General features: G+C 67.9%; 14 protein-coding genes and 2 pseudogenes. 10 read left to right on the forward strand and 6 right to left on the reverse strand.

What is annotated here, in order from left to right; genetic code table 11:
• Positions 1–446: 446 nt before the first annotated feature.
• The 8 genes and pseudogenes from D2E24_RS10380 (at position 447) to gmk (ending at position 9,325) form a co-directional block, all read left to right on the forward strand.
• Complete coding sequence (locus D2E24_RS10380; RefSeq protein WP_164521088.1) at positions 447–590, forward strand: hypothetical protein; 144 nt, start codon at positions 447–449, stop codon at positions 588–590.
• A gap of 264 nt (positions 591–854) precedes the next feature.
• Positions 855–1,661 carry an SDR family oxidoreductase UcpA gene (gene ucpA, locus D2E24_RS09400; protein ID WP_125969074.1) on the forward strand — a complete coding sequence of 269 codons (807 nt, stop codon included), beginning with the start codon at positions 855–857 and terminating at the stop codon, positions 1,659–1,661.
• Between the two features lie 181 nt (positions 1,662–1,842).
• Positions 1,843–2,409 (forward strand): elongation factor P, encoded by a 567-nt coding sequence (efp, locus tag D2E24_RS09405; protein WP_125969075.1) that lies wholly within the window; start codon positions 1,843–1,845, stop codon positions 2,407–2,409.
• A 38-nt stretch (positions 2,410–2,447) separates the two neighbouring features.
• On the forward strand, positions 2,448–2,957 hold the full coding sequence (gene nusB / locus D2E24_RS09410; protein WP_241222950.1) for a transcription antitermination factor NusB: 510 nt from the start codon (positions 2,448–2,450) through the stop codon (positions 2,955–2,957).
• Between the two features lie 93 nt (positions 2,958–3,050).
• Positions 3,051–4,268: a glutamine-hydrolyzing carbamoyl-phosphate synthase small subunit gene (carA, locus tag D2E24_RS09415; RefSeq protein WP_125969076.1), complete on the forward strand. Its 1,218-nt coding sequence runs from the start codon at positions 3,051–3,053 to the stop codon at positions 4,266–4,268.
• Positions 4,261–7,641, forward strand: coding sequence for a carbamoyl-phosphate synthase large subunit (gene carB, locus D2E24_RS09420; protein ID WP_125969077.1), 3,381 nt, complete (start codon positions 4,261–4,263; stop codon positions 7,639–7,641). Before carA ends, carB begins: the two co-directional genes overlap by 8 nt.
• A gap of 1 nt (position 7,642) precedes the next feature.
• Positions 7,643–8,560, forward strand: a pseudogene (gene pyrF, locus D2E24_RS10680) (orotidine-5'-phosphate decarboxylase); the annotation flags it as partial.
• A gap of 153 nt (positions 8,561–8,713) precedes the next feature.
• Positions 8,714–9,325 carry a guanylate kinase gene (gene gmk, locus D2E24_RS10685; protein ID WP_241222953.1) on the forward strand — a complete coding sequence of 204 codons (612 nt, stop codon included), beginning with the start codon at positions 8,714–8,716 and terminating at the stop codon, positions 9,323–9,325.
• 170 nt (positions 9,326–9,495) lie between these two features.
• On the opposite strand, the gene ilvD is transcribed toward gmk, so the two are convergent.
• Both ilvD and D2E24_RS09435 read right to left on the reverse strand, forming a co-directional pair.
• Positions 9,496–11,358, reverse strand: coding sequence for a dihydroxy-acid dehydratase (ilvD, locus tag D2E24_RS09430; protein WP_125969079.1), 1,863 nt, complete (start codon positions 11,356–11,358; stop codon positions 9,496–9,498).
• 124 nt (positions 11,359–11,482) lie between these two features.
• The gene (locus D2E24_RS09435; protein WP_125969080.1) at positions 11,483–12,025 is read right to left on the reverse strand and encodes a 3'-5' exonuclease; all 543 of its coding nucleotides are present in this window, start codon (positions 12,023–12,025) and stop codon (positions 11,483–11,485) included.
• A gap of 221 nt (positions 12,026–12,246) precedes the next feature.
• Here D2E24_RS09435 and D2E24_RS09440 point away from each other — a divergent pair, with 221 nt between their 5' ends.
• Both D2E24_RS09440 and D2E24_RS09445 read left to right on the forward strand, forming a co-directional pair.
• On the forward strand, positions 12,247–14,379 hold the full coding sequence (locus D2E24_RS09440; protein ID WP_125969081.1) for an elongation factor G: 2,133 nt from the start codon (positions 12,247–12,249) through the stop codon (positions 14,377–14,379).
• Positions 14,380–14,642: 263 nt separating this feature from the next.
• Positions 14,643–15,053 carry a helix-turn-helix domain-containing protein gene (locus tag D2E24_RS09445; protein ID WP_125969086.1) on the forward strand — a complete coding sequence of 137 codons (411 nt, stop codon included), beginning with the start codon at positions 14,643–14,645 and terminating at the stop codon, positions 15,051–15,053.
• A gap of 108 nt (positions 15,054–15,161) precedes the next feature.
• On the opposite strand, the gene D2E24_RS09450 is transcribed toward D2E24_RS09445, so the two are convergent.
• The 4 genes and pseudogenes from D2E24_RS09450 to D2E24_RS09465 form a co-directional block, all read right to left on the reverse strand.
• The gene (locus D2E24_RS09450; RefSeq protein ID WP_125969082.1) at positions 15,162–16,316 is read right to left on the reverse strand and encodes an SPFH domain-containing protein; all 1,155 of its coding nucleotides are present in this window, start codon (positions 16,314–16,316) and stop codon (positions 15,162–15,164) included.
• Positions 16,317–16,333: 17 nt separating this feature from the next.
• The gene (locus D2E24_RS09455; RefSeq protein WP_125969083.1) at positions 16,334–16,573 is read right to left on the reverse strand and encodes a hypothetical protein; all 240 of its coding nucleotides are present in this window, start codon (positions 16,571–16,573) and stop codon (positions 16,334–16,336) included.
• Positions 16,574–16,664: 91 nt separating this feature from the next.
• Complete coding sequence (locus D2E24_RS09460; protein ID WP_125969084.1) at positions 16,665–18,107, reverse strand: DUF6591 domain-containing protein; 1,443 nt, start codon at positions 18,105–18,107, stop codon at positions 16,665–16,667.
• A 195-nt stretch (positions 18,108–18,302) separates the two neighbouring features.
• Positions 18,303–18,670, reverse strand: a pseudogene (locus tag D2E24_RS09465) (integrase catalytic domain-containing protein); the annotation flags it as partial.

An 18,670-nucleotide genomic window follows, 5' to 3' on the forward strand; every position in this document is an offset into this window, starting at 1 on the left:
GTCCGAAACCTCACCATGGACACGCGCATCGTTCTTTCGATTGCGCGCTACGTGCAGTCGGAGCCGTCTGCCTCTGCTATGGCGTACGGGTTCGTTGTTGACCCGATGCCATCGAGGCCGCTGGTAGCGAGCCTCTGCCATGTGCTGGTTCGTTGTTCCCTGGCATGAATTCGTCGCACGGAACAGTCGGATTCGTGTCCGGGACGTTCCGTGCGCCGATTCCTTGTCACGGAATGCGGGAATCGGCGATTCCGGGATTGCGTGACAGGCGCTCCCCGGCGCCCGAGGACGGTGGAATCAAGGAAACGCTGCAATTTCAATGATTGTGCGCTGACGTGGTTTGTCAGGGAATGCGGGAATCGCTGATTCTCGCACTCCGTGGCGTGATTGTTGTCACGCAGTCCGGGAATCGTCGATTCCCTCATTCCCTGACGGAGAATCGGCGCATGGAATCGCCGATGACCGTGCATGCGGGCTTGCGTGACATGGATTCCGCCACGGAACCGCTGATGACCATGTGCACAGGCTTCCGTGGCATGCAATTCGTCACGGAAGTACGGATCACGGTAGATGCCATGATGCGGCATTGAGGCTCCCGTGCTGCGATGCCCTTGCCGTGTTTGGGTATGCCGCAAGAACATCGAGACTCCGCCCCGATAACGGTCGTGAGCGGAACACGTCGTCTGTCAAATTTGCCGTTTCGCGATGGCACGCCTATGGTGTTGCGCGGTCGTCGGATCCACGGCGCAGTGAGGCGCTGCCTCGGCGACGGCATCGCCCGACTCCGATACCTTGGGGATGCATGGCGGCGATGCCGCAACGGGAACCATCATAACCAGCAAAGGAGCAACATCATGGTCCAGCCCAAGCTCGAAGGCAAGGTCGCCCTCATCACCGGCGCCGCGGCGGGACTCGGCGAAGGCATCGCCGAGACGTACGCCAAGTACGGCGCGAGGATCTGCATGGTCGACCTGTCGCCCGACGTCGAGGCCACCGCCGAGCGCATCCGCGGCATGTACCCGGACGCGCGGATCATCACCGCCGTCGCCAACGTGGCCGACCGCGCGCAGATGGACGAGGCCGCCAAGGCGACCGCCGACGCGTTCGGCCCGATCGACATCGCCTGCTGCAACGCCGGCGTGTGCCGTCTCGCCCCGTTCGAGCAGATGCCCGACGCAATGCGCGACTTCCACATCGACGTCAACATCAAGGGCGTGTGGAACACCTGCCAGGCGACGATCCCGTACATGCTGTCCAACGGCGGCGGCGCGATCGTGATCGCCTCGTCCGTGACCGGCGACATCGTCGCCGACGCCGGCGAGGCCGCGTACGCGATGAGCAAGGCCGCGCTCGTCGGCCTGACCAAGTGCCTCGCCGTCGAGTACGCCGACCGCAACATCCGCGTCAACTGCTCGCAGCTGGGCTACGCGCGCACGCCGATGGTCGAGAAGATGGCCGTCGAATCGAACCCGGACGATCCGGAGTCGGCGATCGCCGACATCGCCGTCGGCGTGCCGATGAAACGTCTGGCCCGCCCCACCGAGGTGGGCGAGCTGTTCGCGTTCCTCGGCAGCGACGAGGCCAGCTACATCACCGGCGCGCAGGTCGTCATCGACGGCGGCAGCACGCTGCCGGAGACGATGAGCATCGGCACCAACTGACGGCCGCGGCCGCCCTTGAGGACGGGTCGTCCCCTCGCGCCGGCCACGGGCGCGAGGGGACGACCCGTCCATACCACGGAACGGAGGGCGACATGCGGTCGGGCTGTATGGACGGTATGGCATAATAGGCGAGGCTATTTTCAAGCTTTCCATCATCAGCGAGTGAAATAGGTGATTTAACGTGGCACAGACTACCAACGACATCAAGAACGGTTCCGTCCTGAACCTGGACGGCCAGCTGTGGACCGTCACGAAGTTCCAGCACGTCAAGCCGGGCAAGGGCCCCGCCTTCGTGCGCACCACCATCAAGAACGTGCTGAGCGGCAAGATCGTCGACAAGACCTTCAACGCGGGCATGAAGATGGAGTTCGAGACCGTCGACAACCGCGACCTGCAGTACTCCTACGAGGACGGCGACAACTTCGTCTTCATGGACATGACCACCTACGACCAGATCTACATCTCGAAGTCCCTCGTGGGCGATCAGGCCAAGTTCCTGCTCGAAGGCACCAACTGCCTCGTGTCCTTCCACGACGGCACCGCGCTGTCCGTCGAGCTGCCGGCCTCCGTCATCCTGACGATTACCCACACCGAGCCGGGCCTGCAGGGCAACCGCTCCAACGCCGGCACCAAGCCGGCCACCGTCGAGACCGGCGCCGAGATCCAGGTCCCGCTGTTCATCAACGAGGGCGACAAGGTCAAGGTCAACACCACCGACGGCTCCTACCTGGGCCGCGAGAACGGCTGAGATCCGCAACCGATCGCAATTAGGGAATAGAGAGCTTCATGGCACGTTCCACCGCCCGCAAGAGGGCCCTGAACACGTTGTACGAAGCGGACGAGAAGGGACAGGACATCCTGTCCCTTCTTGCTGAGCGCATCGCCGAGCCGGGCGCGCAGACCCCGCTTCCCGATTACGCCATCGAGATCGTCCGTGGCGTGGCCGACCATCGCCGCGACATCGACCGCACGCTCAACGACCATTCCACCGGCTGGAAGGTGCGTCGCATGGGCGTCGTCGACCGCAATATCCTGCGCATCGCCGTCTGGGAGATCCTGTTCAACGACGATGTGCCCGACAAGGTCGCGATCGACGAGGCGCTGGCGTTGGCGAAGACCCTGTGCGACGACGATTCCCCGGCGTTCATCCACGGCCTGCTGAGCGCCGTGTGCTCCGACCGTGAGGCGGTGCTGTCCGCCCTCGCGCAGGCGGAGGAACCCGCAACCGACGTCCCGGCCGAAGCCGTGGACGAGGGCGTGGGCGTGGACGCCGACATGGACGGCGAGTCCGAATAAAACAGCTTTGACGGCGGTTTCATCCGGGTTCCCAGGGTCCCCGGAAACCGCTATCGTGTATGACGATTATCCCGAGGAACTGAGGGGGTTTTGGTGAACCAGATTGATTCCGAAGCCGTGGTTTTTTCCCCAGATGAGGCCGTGCTCGTACTCGAGGACGGTCAGGTGTATGTGGGGGAGCCGTACGGCGCGACCGGCCGGACGAGCGGCGAGATCGTATTCGCCACCGGCATGACCGGCTACCAGGAGACGCTGACCGATCCGAGCTACGACCGCCAGATCGTGGTGCAGACGTTCCCGCACATCGGAGACACCGGAATCAACGGCGAGGACCCCGAGTCCTCCCGCATCTGGGTCGCCGGCTACATCGTGCGCGATCCCAGCCCGAACGTGAGCAACTGGCGCGCCACCGGCTCGCTGGACGACGACCTGAAGGCCCAGGGCATCGTGGGCATGTCGGGCATCGACACCCGCAAGCTGGTGCGCCACCTGCGTTCCGCCGGCGTGATGCGCGCCGCGATCTTCTCCGGCGACGCGCTCCTGGACGAGGCCGGCCGCCTGCGCACCGTCGAGTCGATGCTCGACGAGGTCAAGGCCACTCCGCAGATGAAGGGTCTGAGCCTGTACGACGAGGTGAGCACCAAGGAGACGTACACCATCGAACCGTGCGGCGAGTACGAAGGCAAGGAGCCGCTGTTCACCGTCGCCGCCGTCGACCTGGGCATCAAGGCGATGACCCCGCACCGTATGGCCGAACGCGGCTGCCGCGTGCACGTCGTGCCCTCCACCGTCACGTTCGATGAGATCGAGGCCCTCAACCCGGACGGCGTCTTCTTCTCCAACGGTCCGGGCGACCCGGAGCAGGCTGACCCGGAGGTCGAGCTGCTGCGCCGTGTCCTCGACGCCGGCCACCCGTTCTTCGGCATCTGCTTCGGCAACCAGCTGCTGGGCCGCGCGCTCGGCTTCGGCACCTACAAGCTCAAGTTCGGCCACCGTGGCATCAACCAGCCGGTCAAGGATGTGACCACCGGCAAGGTCGAGGTCACCGCCCATAACCACGGCTTCGCCGTCGATGCGCCGATCGGCGAGACGGTCGACGCTCCGTTCGATAACGGCAGGTACGGCAAGGTGTTCGTCTCGCATATCGACCTCAACGACGACGTCGTGGAGGGACTGCAGTGCGTCGACATCCCCGCGTTCTCCGTGCAGTACCACCCCGAGGCGGCCGCCGGCCCGCACGACGCCGCATACCTGTTCGACCGTTTCGTCGAGCTGATGAAGACGACCAAGGAGGCACAGCGCAATGCCTAAGCGCACAGACATCAAATCGGTGATGGTCATCGGCTCCGGTCCGATCGTGATCGGCCAGGCCGCCGAATTCGACTACTCCGGCACCCAGGCCTGCCGCGTGCTGCGCGAGGAGGGCATCCGCGTCATCCTCGTCAACTCCAACCCGGCGACCATCATGACCGATCCGGACATGGCCGACGCCACCTACATCGAGCCGATCGCCACCCCGATCCTCGAACAGATCATCGCCAAGGAACGCCCCGACGCGCTGCTGCCGACCCTGGGCGGCCAGACCGCGCTCAACGCCGCGATGGCGCTGGGCGAGGCCGGCGTGCTCAAGAAGTACGACGTCGAGCTGATCGGTGCCTCGCTCGAAGCGATCGACCGCGGCGAGGACCGCGAGCTGTTCAAGAAGGTCGTCGAGGACGCCGGCGCCGAATCGGCGCGCTCGCGCATCGCCCACACGCTCGCCGAATGCGATCGCATCGCCGACGAGCTCGGCTACCCGCTGGTCGTGCGCCCGAGCTTCACCATGGGCGGCCTGGGCTCCGGCATCGCCCACGACGAGGAGGAGCTGCACCGCATCGCCGGCGCCGGCATCCACTACTCGCCGACCGACGAGGTGCTCATCGAGGAGGGCATCGAAGGCTGGAAGGAGTTCGAGCTCGAACTCATGCGCGACCGCAACGACAACGTCGTGGTCGTCTGCCCGATCGAGAACGTCGACCCGGTCGGCGTGCACACCGGCGACTCCATCACCGTCGCCCCGGTGTTCACCCTCACCGACCGCGAATACCAGAAGCTGCGCGACATCGGCATCGCCATCATCCGCGGCGTGGGCGTCGACACCGGCGGCTGCAACATCCAGTTCGCCATCCACCCCGACACCGGCCGCATCATCGTCATCGAAATGAACCCGCGCGTGAGCCGCTCCTCAGCGCTGGCGTCCAAGGCCACCGGCTTCCCGATCGCCAAGATCGCCACCAAGCTGGCCCTCGGCTACACGCTCGACGAGATTCGCAACGACATCACCCAGTCGACCCCGGCGTCCTTCGAGCCGACCATCGACTACGTGGTCACCAAGGTGCCGCGTTTCGCGTTCGAGAAGTTCCCGGGCGCCGACCCGCGCCTGACCACCTCGATGAAGTCCGTCGGCGAGGCCATGGCCCTGGCCGGCAACTTCCAGGAGTCCCTCGGCAAGGCGATGCGCTCCATCGACAAGCGCCACATGGGCTTCAACTGGGACGGCCCCAAGCCGACCGAAACCGAGGTCGCCGACCTGCTCGACGCGATCACCGTGCCGACCGAGGACCGCTACCTGCAGATCCAGCGCGCCATCTGGGGCGGCGCCACCGAACAGCAGATCTTCGACGCCACCAAGATCGACCCGTGGTTCGTGCGCCAGCTGACGATCATCAACGACAAGGCGATGGAGATCCGCGCCGCCGAAAAGATGACCCCCAAGCTGCTGAAGAACGCCAAGAAGGCCGGCTTCTCCGACCTGCAGATCGCGCACCTGCGCGGACTGGGAGACGAGGGCGAGAACACCGTGCGCGAGCTGCGCTGGAACTACGGCATCCGCCCGGTCTACAAGACCGTCGACACCTGCGCCGCCGAATTCGACGCCGCCACGCCGTACTACTACAGCTGCTACGCGGACGAGACCGAGCTGCGCACGCGCGAACGCGAGGCCGTGATCATCCTCGGCTCCGGCCCGAACCGCATCGGTCAGGGCATCGAGTTCGACTACACCTGCGTGCACGCGGTGCAGGAGCTCGGCAAGGACTACGACACGATCATGGTCAACTGCAACCCGGAGACCGTGTCCACCGACTACGACATGTCCGACCGCCTCTATTTCGAGCCGCTCACCTTCGAGGACGTGCTCGAGATCTACGAGGCCGAGAAACGCATGGGCCCGGTCAAGGGCGTCATCGTGCAGCTCGGCGGCCAGACCCCGCTGTCGCTGGCCGCGCGACTCAAGGCCGCCGGCGTGCCGATCCTGGGCACCACCCCGGAGGCGATCGACCTGGCCGAGAACCGCGAGCTGTTCGGCGAGGTGCTCAAGAAGGCCGGCATGAACGCGCCGCGCTACGGCACCGCCCTGAGCCTTGAGGAGGCCCGCGAGGCCGCGCACAACATCGGCTATCCGGTGCTCGTGCGTCCGAGCTACGTGCTCGGCGGCCGCGGCATGGAGATCGTCTACGACGACGCCCAGCTGGTCAAGTACGTCAACCGCGCGCTCGACGAGGCGAAGGCCGACACCGTCGTGTCCGGCCGTCTGCCCTCCCCGCTGCTCATCGACAAGTTCCTCCAGGACGCCATCGAGATCGACGTCGACGCGCTGTTCGACGGCGAGGAACTGTACATCGGCGGCATCATGGAGCACGTCGAGGAGGCCGGCGTCCACTCCGGCGACGCCGCATGCACCCTGCCCCCGTCGACCCTGTCCGACGACCAGATCCGCCGCCTGCGCGAGGGCACCTACGCCATCGCCAAGGGCTGCGGTGTGCAGGGCCTGATCAACGTGCAGTACGCGTTCATGGCCAACACCCTGTACGTGATCGAAGCGAACCCGCGCGCCTCGCGCACCGTGCCGTTCGCGTCCAAGGCCACCGGCGTGCCGCTGGCGAAGGCCGCGGCGCGCATCATGGCCGGCGAGACCATCGCCCAGCAGCGCGCCAACGGCCTGCTGCTGCCCGTGGGCGACGGCGGCACCATCCACCGCGGCCAGCAGGTCGCCGTCAAGGAGTCGGTGCTCCCGTTCAAGCGCTTCCGCACGCCCGTCGGCAAGACCGTCGACGTACTGCTCGGACCCGAGATGCGCTCCACCGGCGAGGTCATGGGCTTCGACCGCGACTTCCCGCACGCGTTCGCCAAGAGCCAGCTCGCCGCGTACGACGGCGGCCTGCCCACCGGCGGCAACGTGTTCGTGTCCGTCAACGACACCGACAAGCGCCAGCTGCCGATGGCGGCCGTGCGCCTGGTCGAGCTCGGCTTCACGATCTGGGCCACCGAAGGCACCGCCTCCGTGCTCAGCCGCTACGGCATCGACTCGAAGGTCGTCGACAAGATCAGCACCCGCATGGACTCCGATCCGGACGATCCGGTCGAGGTCTACCATGCGGAGGGCAGCATCGGCAAGAACGTCGTCGAGCTCATCGAGGAGGGCATCATCGACATGGTGCTCAACACGCCGAACTCGCGCGGCTCACGCTCCGACGGCTACGCGATCCGCGCCGCCGCCATCGCCGCGGACATCCCGCAGTTCACGACGATGACCGAGTTCTCCGCCGTGCTCATGGCCATCGAGGCCGTGCGCGCGAACGACTACCAGATCATGAGCATCCAGGAGCATTCCCAGCAGCTGTTCGAAATGGAAGGCAAGGCGTGAGATGAACGGCAGCCTCAGTCGTGAAGAGATTCGTGCTCAGCACTCGGACTTCGGTCTGCGCCTGAGCAATTCGATGGCCAAGTACGGCCCGTTGTGCGTCGGCATCGATCCTCACCGCCAGCTCCTCACGGACTGGGGCTACAACGTCGATGCCGAAGGCGCCGAGATGTATGCTATGCGCATGCTCCAGGCCGCCAACGGCCGCGCCGCCGCCGTCAAGTTCCAGGTCTCGATGTTCGAGCGCTACGGATCCAAGGGATTCGCCGCGCTCGAACGGGTGCTCTACGCCGCCCGGCAGATGGGCATCATCACCATCGTCGACTGCCTGCACGGCGGCCTGTCGACCACCGTGTCCGCCATCGCGGACGCCTACTTCAAGCCGGGCGCGCCCCTGCTCGCCGACGCGATCACGATGCTGCCGTACTACGGCGCACGGTCGCTGCGCGGCGTGATCAGGGACGCGCTCGACAACGGGCGCGGCGTGTTCGTCGCCTCCCTCACCTCCAACGAGGAGGGCGCGAGCCTGCAGACCGCGATCCGCCAGCACGGCGAATACGAGGGCCGCACCGTCGCGTACGGCATCGCCAGCACCGCCCAGAAGTTCAACAGCGACATCGAGGGCATGGGCTCGGTCGGCCTGATCATCGGCGCGACCATCGGCCAGTGGATCAACGACAGCGGGGTCGACCCCGCCAAGTTCACCGGCCCGATCCTCTCGCCCGGCTACGGCTGGCAGGGCGCCGAGGCCAAGGACCTGCGCACCGTGTTCAAGGCCACCAAGGGCAACGTGCTCGTCACCGTGTCGCGGTTCATCTCGTCGCACGGCCCCGACATCGGCGCGCTCGCGCAGGCAACCGAGGCGATCTCGCTCGACGTGCGCCAGGCGCTGATGGAGGCCACCGAAGCCGCCGAACAGGAGGACGAGGCCGAGGAGCCGGCGTCCACGCCGGTGCTGCTGCATCTGGACGACCATGCCGGCGGGGAGCGTCCCGCCGAGGCGGCCACCTCCGATGCCGCATCTGACGATGCCGCATCCGATACCGCCGCGGACGAACCTGCGAAGGAGGAGACCATGACGACCCCCGCCACCGAGACCGTCCGCACCGGCGGCCGTCTGATCGTCCTGTCCGGCCCCGCCGGCGTGGGCAAGGGCACCGTCGAGGCGGAGCTGCTCAAGCGGCACCCCGAGATCTGGATGTCCGTGTCCGCCACCACGCGCGCCCCGCGCCCCGGCGAGATCGACGGCGTCAGCTACCACTTCATCAACGAGAAGGACTTCCTGGCCAAGGAGGCCGCCGGCGAGTTCCTCGAGACCGCGGTCGTGCACGGCATGGCCCACTACGGCACGCCGCTGGCGCCCGTCGAGGCGCATCTGGCGGCCGGCACGCCCACCCTGCTCGAGATCGACCTGCAGGGCGCGCGCCGCGTCAAGGAACGCGCCGCCGAACTCGGCCTCGAGGTGCTGACGGTGTTCATCGCACCGCCCAGCTACGACGAGCTCGTGCGCCGCCTCGTTGGCCGCGGCACCGAGACGGAGGCGCAGCGCGTCCGCCGCCTCGAGACCGCGCGGATCGAGCTGGCCGCCGAGAAGGAGTTCGACGTGACGATCGTCAACGACGTCGTCGACCAGGCGGTCGACGAACTGTGGTCGCTGATCGCCAAGGAGTACGGCATCGCCGACTGACGGTCCGGCCCGACCGAAGTCGTCTCATATACGCAGAAGGTGCGCGCCCCCGTAAGGGGACGCGCACCTTTCATATTCCGGTGGAGGGTTGCCGGCGGCCACCACGGCGACCGGACCGCCGGTGAGGGACGTCCCCCGTCAGCAGTGACGTTCCCTCACCGGGAGGCCGGTCAGGCGAGGCCGGAGAGACGGTCGATCAGCTCCGGGTCGCGCGTGGCGCCCTTGTCGGCGGAACGCGCGAACGCGGCGTACGCCTTGAGCGCCTGGGAGACCTGACGGTCGCGGTGCGCCTTGTAGCCGTCGCCGGCCTCGAGCTCGGCGCGGCGCTGGGCCAGCTCCTCGTCGCTCAGCTCGACGTTGACCTGACGGGCCGGGATGTCGATGGTGATGATGTCGCCGTCCTTGATGAGCGCGATCGGGCCCTTGTTGGCCGCCTCCGGCGCGATGTGGCCGATCGACAGGCCGGACGAGCCGCCCGAGTAACGGCCGTCGGTCAGCAGCGCGACCTCCTTGCCGATGCCCTTGCCCTTGACGAACGAGGTCGGGTAGAGCATCTCCTGCATGCCCGGACCGCCCTTGGGGCCCTCGTAACGGATGACGAGCGCCATGCCCGGCTTGAGCGTGTCGTTGAGGATGACCTCGATGGCCTGCTCCTGCGATTCGACGACCAGCGCCGGACCTCGGAACTTCCAGATCTCCTGCGGCACGCCGGCGGTCTTGACGACGCAGCCGTCGGGGGCGAGGTTGCCGCGCAGCACGGCCAGACCACCTTCGGTGACGGCCGGATGGTCGATGTCGTGGATCGCGCCGTTGACGCGGTCGCGGTCCAGCTCGTCGAACAGCGTCTCGTGCGTCCACGGGTCGGGGGAGACGATGCCGCCCGGCGCGGCCTGGTACATGCGCTTGGCCTCGTCGGTGCAGGTGTCGCGCATGATGTCCCAGTCGGCCAGCTTCGCCTCGAGCGACGGATAGTCGATGGAGGACACGTCGCGGTGCAGCTTGCCGGCGCGGTCGAGCTCGCCCAGGATGCCGGTGATGCCGCCGGCGCGGTGCACGTCGGAGATCTCCCACGGACCGGACGGGGACGCCTTGCAGATGCACGGCACGGTGTGGCTGATGCGCTCGATGTCGTCGAGCGTGAAGTCCACGTCGGCGCTCTGCGCCATCGCGAGGATGTGCAGCACGGTGTTGGTGGAGCCACCCATCGCCACATCCATCGTCATCGCGTTCTCGAACGCCTTCTTGGTGGCGATGGAGCGCGGCAGCACGGACGCGTCGTCGTTCTGGTAGTACTGGTTGGCGATCTCGACGACCTTGCGGCCGGCGCGCTCGAACAGCTCCCTGCGGAACCTGTGGGAGGCGAGGATCGTGCCGTTGCCCGGCAGGGCGAGGCCGATCGCCTCGGTCAGGCAGTTCATCGAATTGGCGGTGAACATGCCGGCGCACGAACCGCAGGTCGGGCACACGGTCTTCTCGTAGGCGAGCAGGTCCTCGTCGGACAGGTTGTCGTCGGCCGACGCGTACATCACGTCGATCAGATCGGTGTTCTTCTTGACGGTGCCGTCGGGCAGGACGGTGAAGCCGGCCTCCATCGGGCCGCCGGAGACGAACACGGTGGGGATGTTGAGGCGCAGCGCGGCCATGAGCATGCCCGGCACGACCTTGTCGCAGTTGGGGATGCAGATCAGCGCGTCGGCGCAGTGCGCGTTCACCTGGTATTCGACGGTGTCGGCGATGATGTCGCGCGAGGGGAGCGAGTACAGCATGCCGGTGTGGCCCATCGCGATGCCGTCGTCGACGGCCATCGTGTTGAACTCGCGCGGGATGCCGCCGGCGGCCTTGATCGCCTCGGAGACGATGCGGCCCACCTTGTTGAGGTGGACGTGGCCGGGAAGGAACTCGTCGAAGGAGTTGGCGATCGCCACGATGGGCTTGCCGAAGTCCTTGCCGTCCACGCCGGCGGCGCGATAGAGGGCGCGGGCGCCCGCGAAGACGCGCCCGTTCATCAGTTTTGCGGATCTCATTTCTGCCATGACTCCATTGAACCGCTTCTTCGGGACGCGGGCATGTCGCTCGTCGCATGATGGAACACGGGTTGCGGGGTCGGCGGTTCAGCCGGCGGTCCGGCCGTCGGACGGGCGCCGGCGCGCCGGGAGATCAGGCGCCGTGGGCGCGCATCCATTCGAGGCACAGGCGCGTCTGCTCGGCGTCGGCCAGCGCCCGATGCTCCTCCACGTCGGCGATGCCGAAACGCTGGATGAGGTCGAGGAGACGATGATGGCGGTGCTCGGGGAACATCGCGCGGCTCAGCTGCAGCGTGTCGATGACCCGGTTGGGCACGGCCGTCCCGAGGATGCGGGACGCCGCCGCGTCGATGAATCTGATGTCGAAACGCGCGATGTTATGGCCCACCATCGGCAGGTCGCCGCACCAGTCGAGGAAGCCGGGCAGCACGTCGTCGAGCATGGGCTGGCCGTCGAGCATGTCGCCGGTGATGCCGGTCAGCTGCGTGATGCGCCAATGCAGCGGACGTCCCGGATCGACCAGCTGCTGGAACGTGTCGACCGGCTCGCGTCCGCTCACCTTGACCGCGCCGATCTCGATGATCGCGTCACGGTACCAGCTGACGCCGGTCGTCTCCAGATCGAGCACGACGTAGTCGTCCGGCAGTCCGGCGGTCGCGGCGCATGCGTTCGTCATCGTCCATCCTTCCGTCCGCGGCGCGGCGGGTCCGCGCGGCGCGATGCCATCGTACCAGCGGGAATCGGACGACCGGCGGCCGCCGGCGATGCGTGCGGCGGACGCCGACGGCGACGACGATGCGACGGCGGCGACGGCGTCACCGGCGGCGGATATGGGCGCGGCGGAACGTATGCTGGTGGGCGGCGCGCCGACGGTCGGCGGGCCGCAAGGAGGGACGCATGACACGGATCGTCGCGGGCATCCTGGCCCACGTGGACGCGGGCAAGACCACGCTGTCGGAGGCGCTGTTGTACCGCACCGGCACGATCCGCCGGCTCGGCCGCGTCGACCACGGCGACGCGTTCCTCGACACCGACGCGATGGAACGGGCGCGCGGCATCACCATCTGGTCCGAACCGGCCGTCATCGAGACGGACGGCCTGTCGCTGACGCTGCTGGACACGCCCGGCCACGTCGACTTCGCCGCCGAGACCGAACGCGTGCTGCGCGTGCTCGACTACGCGGTGCTCGTCGTCTCCGCCGCCGACGGCGTGCAGGGCCACGCCGCCACGCTGTGGCGGCTGCTGGCCCGCTACCGGGTGCCCGTGATCGTGTTCGTCAACAAGATGGACGCGCCCGGCGCCGACCGTGCGGCGGTCATGGCGCAGCTGCGCCGACGCCTGTCCGACGCGTGCATCGACTTCCAGGGCGACGTCGCGCCGCAGGAGAGCGAGGAGCTCGCGATGCAGGACGAGACGGCGATGGACGCGTGGCTGGAGGACGGCCGCGTGGCCGACGACGACGTGCGCCGCATGATCGCGCAGCGCCGCGTGTTCCCCGTACTCTGGGGGTCGGCGCTGCGGATGGACGGCATCGACGGGCTCGTCGGCGCGCTCGCCCGCTGGACGCGCGAACCCGAATACGACGAATCGGACGCCGCGTTCGGCGCGCGCGTGTACAAGGTGTCGCACGACGCGCAGGGCAACCGGCTCACCTGGCTCAAGGTCACCGGCGGACGTCTGCGCGCCAAGGCGATGCTGACGAACGGGCGGCCGGATGCGGAAACCGACGCGACGGCCGCCGGCGACGCGCGGCCGGTCTGGCATGAGAAGGCCGACCAGGTGCGCGTGTATTCGGGCGCCCGCCACACCGTGACCGACATGGTGCCGGCCGGCGGCGTATGCGCCGTGACCGGCCTGACCCATACGTTCCCCGGCGAGGGACTGGGCGTGGAGGCGGACGCGGAGGACCCCTCGCTGCGTCCGGTCCTCACCTACACGCTGCTGCCCGGCGGCAACGACGTGCACAAGTGCCTCACCGCGCTGCGCGAACTCGACGACGAGGACCCGCTGCTGCACGTCGTATGGGTCGAACGGCTCCAGGAGATCCACGTGCAGCTCATGGGCGCCGTGCAGCTGGAGGTCGTGCGCCAGCTGCTGCTCGACCGTTTCGGCCTCGACGTGGACTTCGGTCCCGGCGGCATCCTGTACCGGGAGACCGTCACGCACCCGGTCGAAGGCGCCGGGCATTTCGAGCCGCTGCGCCACTACGCCGAGGCGCACATCCTCATCGAACCGGGCGAACCCGGCTCCGGCGTGCGCTTCGCCAGCCGGCTGAGCGAGAACGTGCTCGCCCGCAACTGGCAGCGGCTCATCCTCACCCACCTGGCCGAGAAGGAGCATCTGGGCGTGCTCACCGGCTCGCCGCTGACCGACGTGACGCTCACGCTCGTCGCCGGCCGCGCGCACGAGAAGCACACCGAAGGCGGCGACTTCCGCCAGGCCACGTACCGGGCCGTCCGTCAGGGTCTGATGATGGCGCGCGCCCAGGGCGACGTCAGCGGATACGGCGTCGACGCGGACGGGGGATCGGCGGCACAGCCGGCGCCGTCATCGACGACGAGGACGGCGGGCGGCGACGATACCGGCGACGCCGACGATGCGCCGACGCCGGTCGACCCCGGCTGGTGCCGCGTGCTCGAACCCTGGTACCGGTTTCGGCTGGAGATCCCGCAGGACATGCTGGGCCGCGCGATGGCCGACGTCCAGCGCATGGCCGGCACGTTCGAACCGGCCCGCATCGACCCCGACGACGACATGGCCGTGCTCGAAGGCGACTGCCCCGTCTCCGAGATGCGCGACTACGCGATGGACGTCAACGCATATACGCACGGACTGGGACGCCTCGCCTGCACGTTCGGCGGCTACCGTCCCGCCCACGACGAGGCCGACGTGATCGCACGCGCCGCCTACGACCCCGAATCCGACCTGGAGAACACGCCCGACTCAGTGTTCTGCGCGCACGGCGCCGGATATCCGGTCAAATGGTACCGGGTGCCCGACTTCGCGCACTGCGGATACCCGACCGTCTAGGGGAGTGTGTCGCGTGGAGCGTCCGAAGACGGACACCCCACGCGACACACCCGGATTGGTCATACAGAACAGGGGATAGGCCCCGGAACGGCGGCGTGTCGTCGGACAACCGCGGTTCCGTACGACCAGTCCGGGCGTGTCGCCGCAACGGGGACGGTCCGTCCCCGGCGCCCACCCGGGTACGGCGGCCATCCCGCACCAACGCGTATGATGGGGACGTCGAAAGGAGGCGCCCAGTGGCGATACCCGCACACGAACGGCAGATGATCGAACGGTTCCAGAGCAACCTGTCCATCATCCGCAAAGTGGCCGGATGGACCGTGCAGCAGCTCGCCGACGAACTGGGCGTGGCACGCCAGACCGTCGCCAACCTCGAAGCCGGCCGCACGCCGATGAGCAAACTCCAGTATCTGGCGTTGCGCACCGTGTTCAACGCCGAGATCGTCCGCTCGCACAACCGTGACCTGGCCCGCATCATCAAGACGCTGGTCGACGACCCACAGACGGGCGGCGACGGTCGCAATGCCGTCGGCGACGGCCGTGACGGCGACGCCGCCGACGGCCCCGGCACCGCGATGCAAGTGCTGACCGTCATCACCGGGGCGCTCGCCAGCGGCGCCATCGCCGCGGCGCTCGCGTTCCTCATGTTCACCGACGGCGACGGCCGACGCTGAAACGACGTCGTCCCCGCATCGGCGGACGATGCGGGGACGACGGATGATGATGCGACGGCGCGTCATGACGGCGTGACGCCGGGATGACGCGCCGGACTTCAGATCGGACTACAGGCCGAGGATCGCGCGTTTCTTCGCGTCGAACTCGTCCTGCGAGAGGATGCCCGAATCCAGCAGCTCCTTGAGCTTGCGCAACGCGTCGAGCTGCTCGTCGAACGACATCGCCGGCTGGGCGGGCTGTGTCTGCGCCGGCTGTGCCGCAGGAGCAGCCAGCACAGCGGCGGTCATCGGGTCGACGGACCGGGCGAAGTTCATGCCGAACAGCATGCCGCCGCCGTCGCCGAACCCATGCTCCTCGACGCCGCGCGCGATGTGCTGCTGGGCGGCCATGCCGCCGGCCTGCGCGGAGATCCCCTCGTAGGCGGACACGTCCATGCGGTTGGAGGAGAAGCGGCGGACCAGCTCGCGCGAGTCGTCGGTGAACTCGATGCCCTCGATGCCGACCGCGGTGACCTCGAAACCGAACCGGGACGGCCACGTGCCGGCGTTGGCGGCGTCGCCGCGCACCCGCTCGGCGATCGCGTTGGCCTGCCCCGGCAGCTGGGAGATGCGGTACTCGTCCGACAGCGAGTTGACGGCGACGATGAACGACTGGACGAACTCGGAGAGGATCTGGCGGCGTGCGCCGTCGGAGTAGAAGGAGTACGAGACCTCGCCCGCCGGGACGAAGTTGCGCACGAACCGCACCGGGTCCGTGACCTTCAACGCCATCGACCCGCGTGCCCGGATCTCCAGGTCGGCGTCGTAGAAGCGGTCATGGTAGACGAGCGGGGCGGGCGTGCCGAACTTGACGCCGCGGATCTCGCGCAGGTTGACGAACGCCACGTACTTGGTGCGCGCCGGCTGCCCGCCGAACGTGAAGCGCTCCGCCACCGAGTCGAGCAGCGAGCCGAAGCCGTCGCCGGCGAGCAGGCTGCGCTCGCCGTTGCTGTACACGTAGCCGCCCGGCTCGACGATCACGTTCTCGATGCCCGACTGGTCGAAGATGAACGCGGCCGTGTTCTCCGGCACGTAGATGCGCGACCCGTTGGTGATGACGCCGTCCGACCCGGAGTCGTTGGATCCGCGCCCGTTGTTCGTGGAGCGCGGCACGCCGGGGGCGACGACGGTGTATTCGTCGAACGATCCGGCGGTGATGATGTCCTTCCACAGGTCGGCGAACGTGCCGCCGAGCGCTCCGGAGAATGCCCTGATGATTGCCATGTCGTGTCCTCCGTGGGTTACGGCAGTTGCGTCTGCCGGTCGCAGTAGTCGCAGCGGACGGTCTCGTGGCGGCGTCCGCCGAGCGCGGCGCCGCAGCCCTCGCAGGTCGCGCTGGACGTCGCCTCGGCGATGCCCAGACCGTTGCGGAACGCGCCGAACGTGTCCTTGAGCGTGCCGGCCAGCTCCTCGGCGCCGGGGATGGCCTTGGCGAAGTCCGGCTTCTCCACTTCGCCGTTGCGTCGTATGCGGATGCCCATGATGGTCCTTTCGCTGTCGGTGGTGTCGTCATGCGTCGAGGTGCCTGTCGCGTCGTGCGGCGCGACAGGCACCCCGATCTGTCGTCCTGTGTTACTGGGCGACGGTGGCGAGCTTCTGGGCGACGCGCGCGGTCACTTCGAGGTAGTACTGCAATTCGGCGTCGCTCAGCGAGTTCTCGTCGATCGCGTCGAGCTTCTGCATCGCGTCGGAGTACTTGACCATGATCTGGGCGTAGTCGGCCGCCATCGAGAGCGGCTGGCCGTCCTGGTCGTACTTGGTCATGAAGTCGACGTACTCGTTCATCATCGACTCGTAGCTGTCCATCGCGTCCTTGAACGTGGGGTCGACGCCGTCGGCGGAGGTCGACGGCGCGGGCTGGTCGGCGGCCGATCCGTCGGTCGTGGTCGTGCCGGTGTCCGCGGACGTATCGCCGGTGTCGGTGGAGCTGTTGTCGGACGATGCGTCGTCCGTTCCGTCTTCCTCGTCGGGGGCGCTGACGGTGACCGACATGATCTTCTCGTCGCTGTCGAGCGAGAGGCTGACGTGGTTGCCGTTCGCGTCGTCGGCGCTGAAGTGGTCGTCGGTCTTCGAGTAGTCGACGGTGAAGCCCTTGCCCTGCACGGCCTTCACATAGTCGTTCCAGGCCGCGTCGTCGACGCCGCACACTTCGACGTACAGATAGTCGGAGCTTTCGCTGGACACCTCGCCCTTCGTGGACTGCGGGGCGGGCAGCAGCGCGCCCATGCCGGTGGTCGGCCACTCGTAGTCCGACGCGCACATGGCGGCGCGCTCTTCGGCGAGTTCCTTCTCCAGGGCCTCGTGGTCGGCCTTCTCTTTGATGCCGGACCAGATGATGCCGCCAGCGCCGAGGACGACCGCGACGGCGGTGATGCCCGCCGCCACGTAGGCGAGGACACGTCCCCGACGGGGGCCGCTCCTGCGGGTCGTGTACATGGCGATGGCGGATAGCGCGGCCGGCAGCACGGTGAAGAACACCAGCAGGCCCCACGTGTAGAGATCGAGCGAGATGAACGACAGGAGCAGGAAGGGCACGGCCACGATGACGGCGAGGACCGCGGCCTTCGAGAGGCGTCGGGTGTCGGCAGTGCCGTTCGCCGCGCCTGCGGTGGTCGGACCGGCGGCAGGCGCGGCCATTGTCATCGTCATGTGACGGTCGAGCGTGGCGTAGAACTCGGCGCCGCGGCGGCCGTCGCGGTCGCCGACGGACGACATGCGCAGTTCGGTGCCGCCCTGCGCGCTCGCGGCGACGGCGAGCGTATAGCGCGCGTCGTCGAAGTCGTGGAATTCGACGACGCCGTTCTGCGCGTCCTCGCGGTCGAGCGTGAACGTCGCGCTCGTGGCGAGGATGTCGTGGACCGTCTGGAGGGTGCGGGCCGGATCGACGGGGTAGGTGCGGTCGGCGGCGGTGCCGGCCGCGGGCGTGGCTGCGGCCGCGGGCGCAGCGTCGGCGGCCGCGTCGTCGCCGACCGCCGTCGGCATGATCTGGGTGGGCTGATCGGAGGGGTCGGTCATGATGTGCTCTTTCTCTTCAACAGCAGGAAGGTGATCGTCGAGGCGGCGAGTCCGGCGAACGTGACGGTCAGCCCGACCATGATGGCGGTGCGCCAGCGTGCGTCCATGCCGCCCCCTTCTTCCCGATCGAGGTGCCTCATTTGAAAATGAGCGCGTAATCCGGAGTGGTGCCTCACCTGTGGTGAGCGTGAAATCCTAGTCCGCGTCGGCTTGTGGGGTTTCGTCGTCTTCCGGTTCGACGCCCGCGATCCGGGCGAGCGTCTTGTTCAAGTATGCCATGTCCGGGCCCATGCGTCTGGCCAGCCGCGCGGTGCGCGGTGCCGCCAGTGCTTCGAGCCGGTCCTGGATGTCGTGGATGCGGCGGACGAGCTCGGCCGGGTTCACGGTCGCGAGCGTGTGTTCGATCTCCTCTCGCTTGTCGTCGGGTATGAAGCCGGGGCCGCCGGCGGCCCTGTCCGCCTCGTCGAACTCCTTGAGCCGCTCCCACGGGGTGCGTGGTGCGTCGTAGACGCGGCGGGGACGGCCGTCCCGGGTGCTTTCGCGCGCGACCGGCTTCTTGGACG

This window comes from Bifidobacterium samirii (genome assembly GCF_003952945.1).
Lineage (GTDB): Bacteria > Actinomycetota > Actinomycetes > Actinomycetales > Bifidobacteriaceae > Bifidobacterium > Bifidobacterium samirii.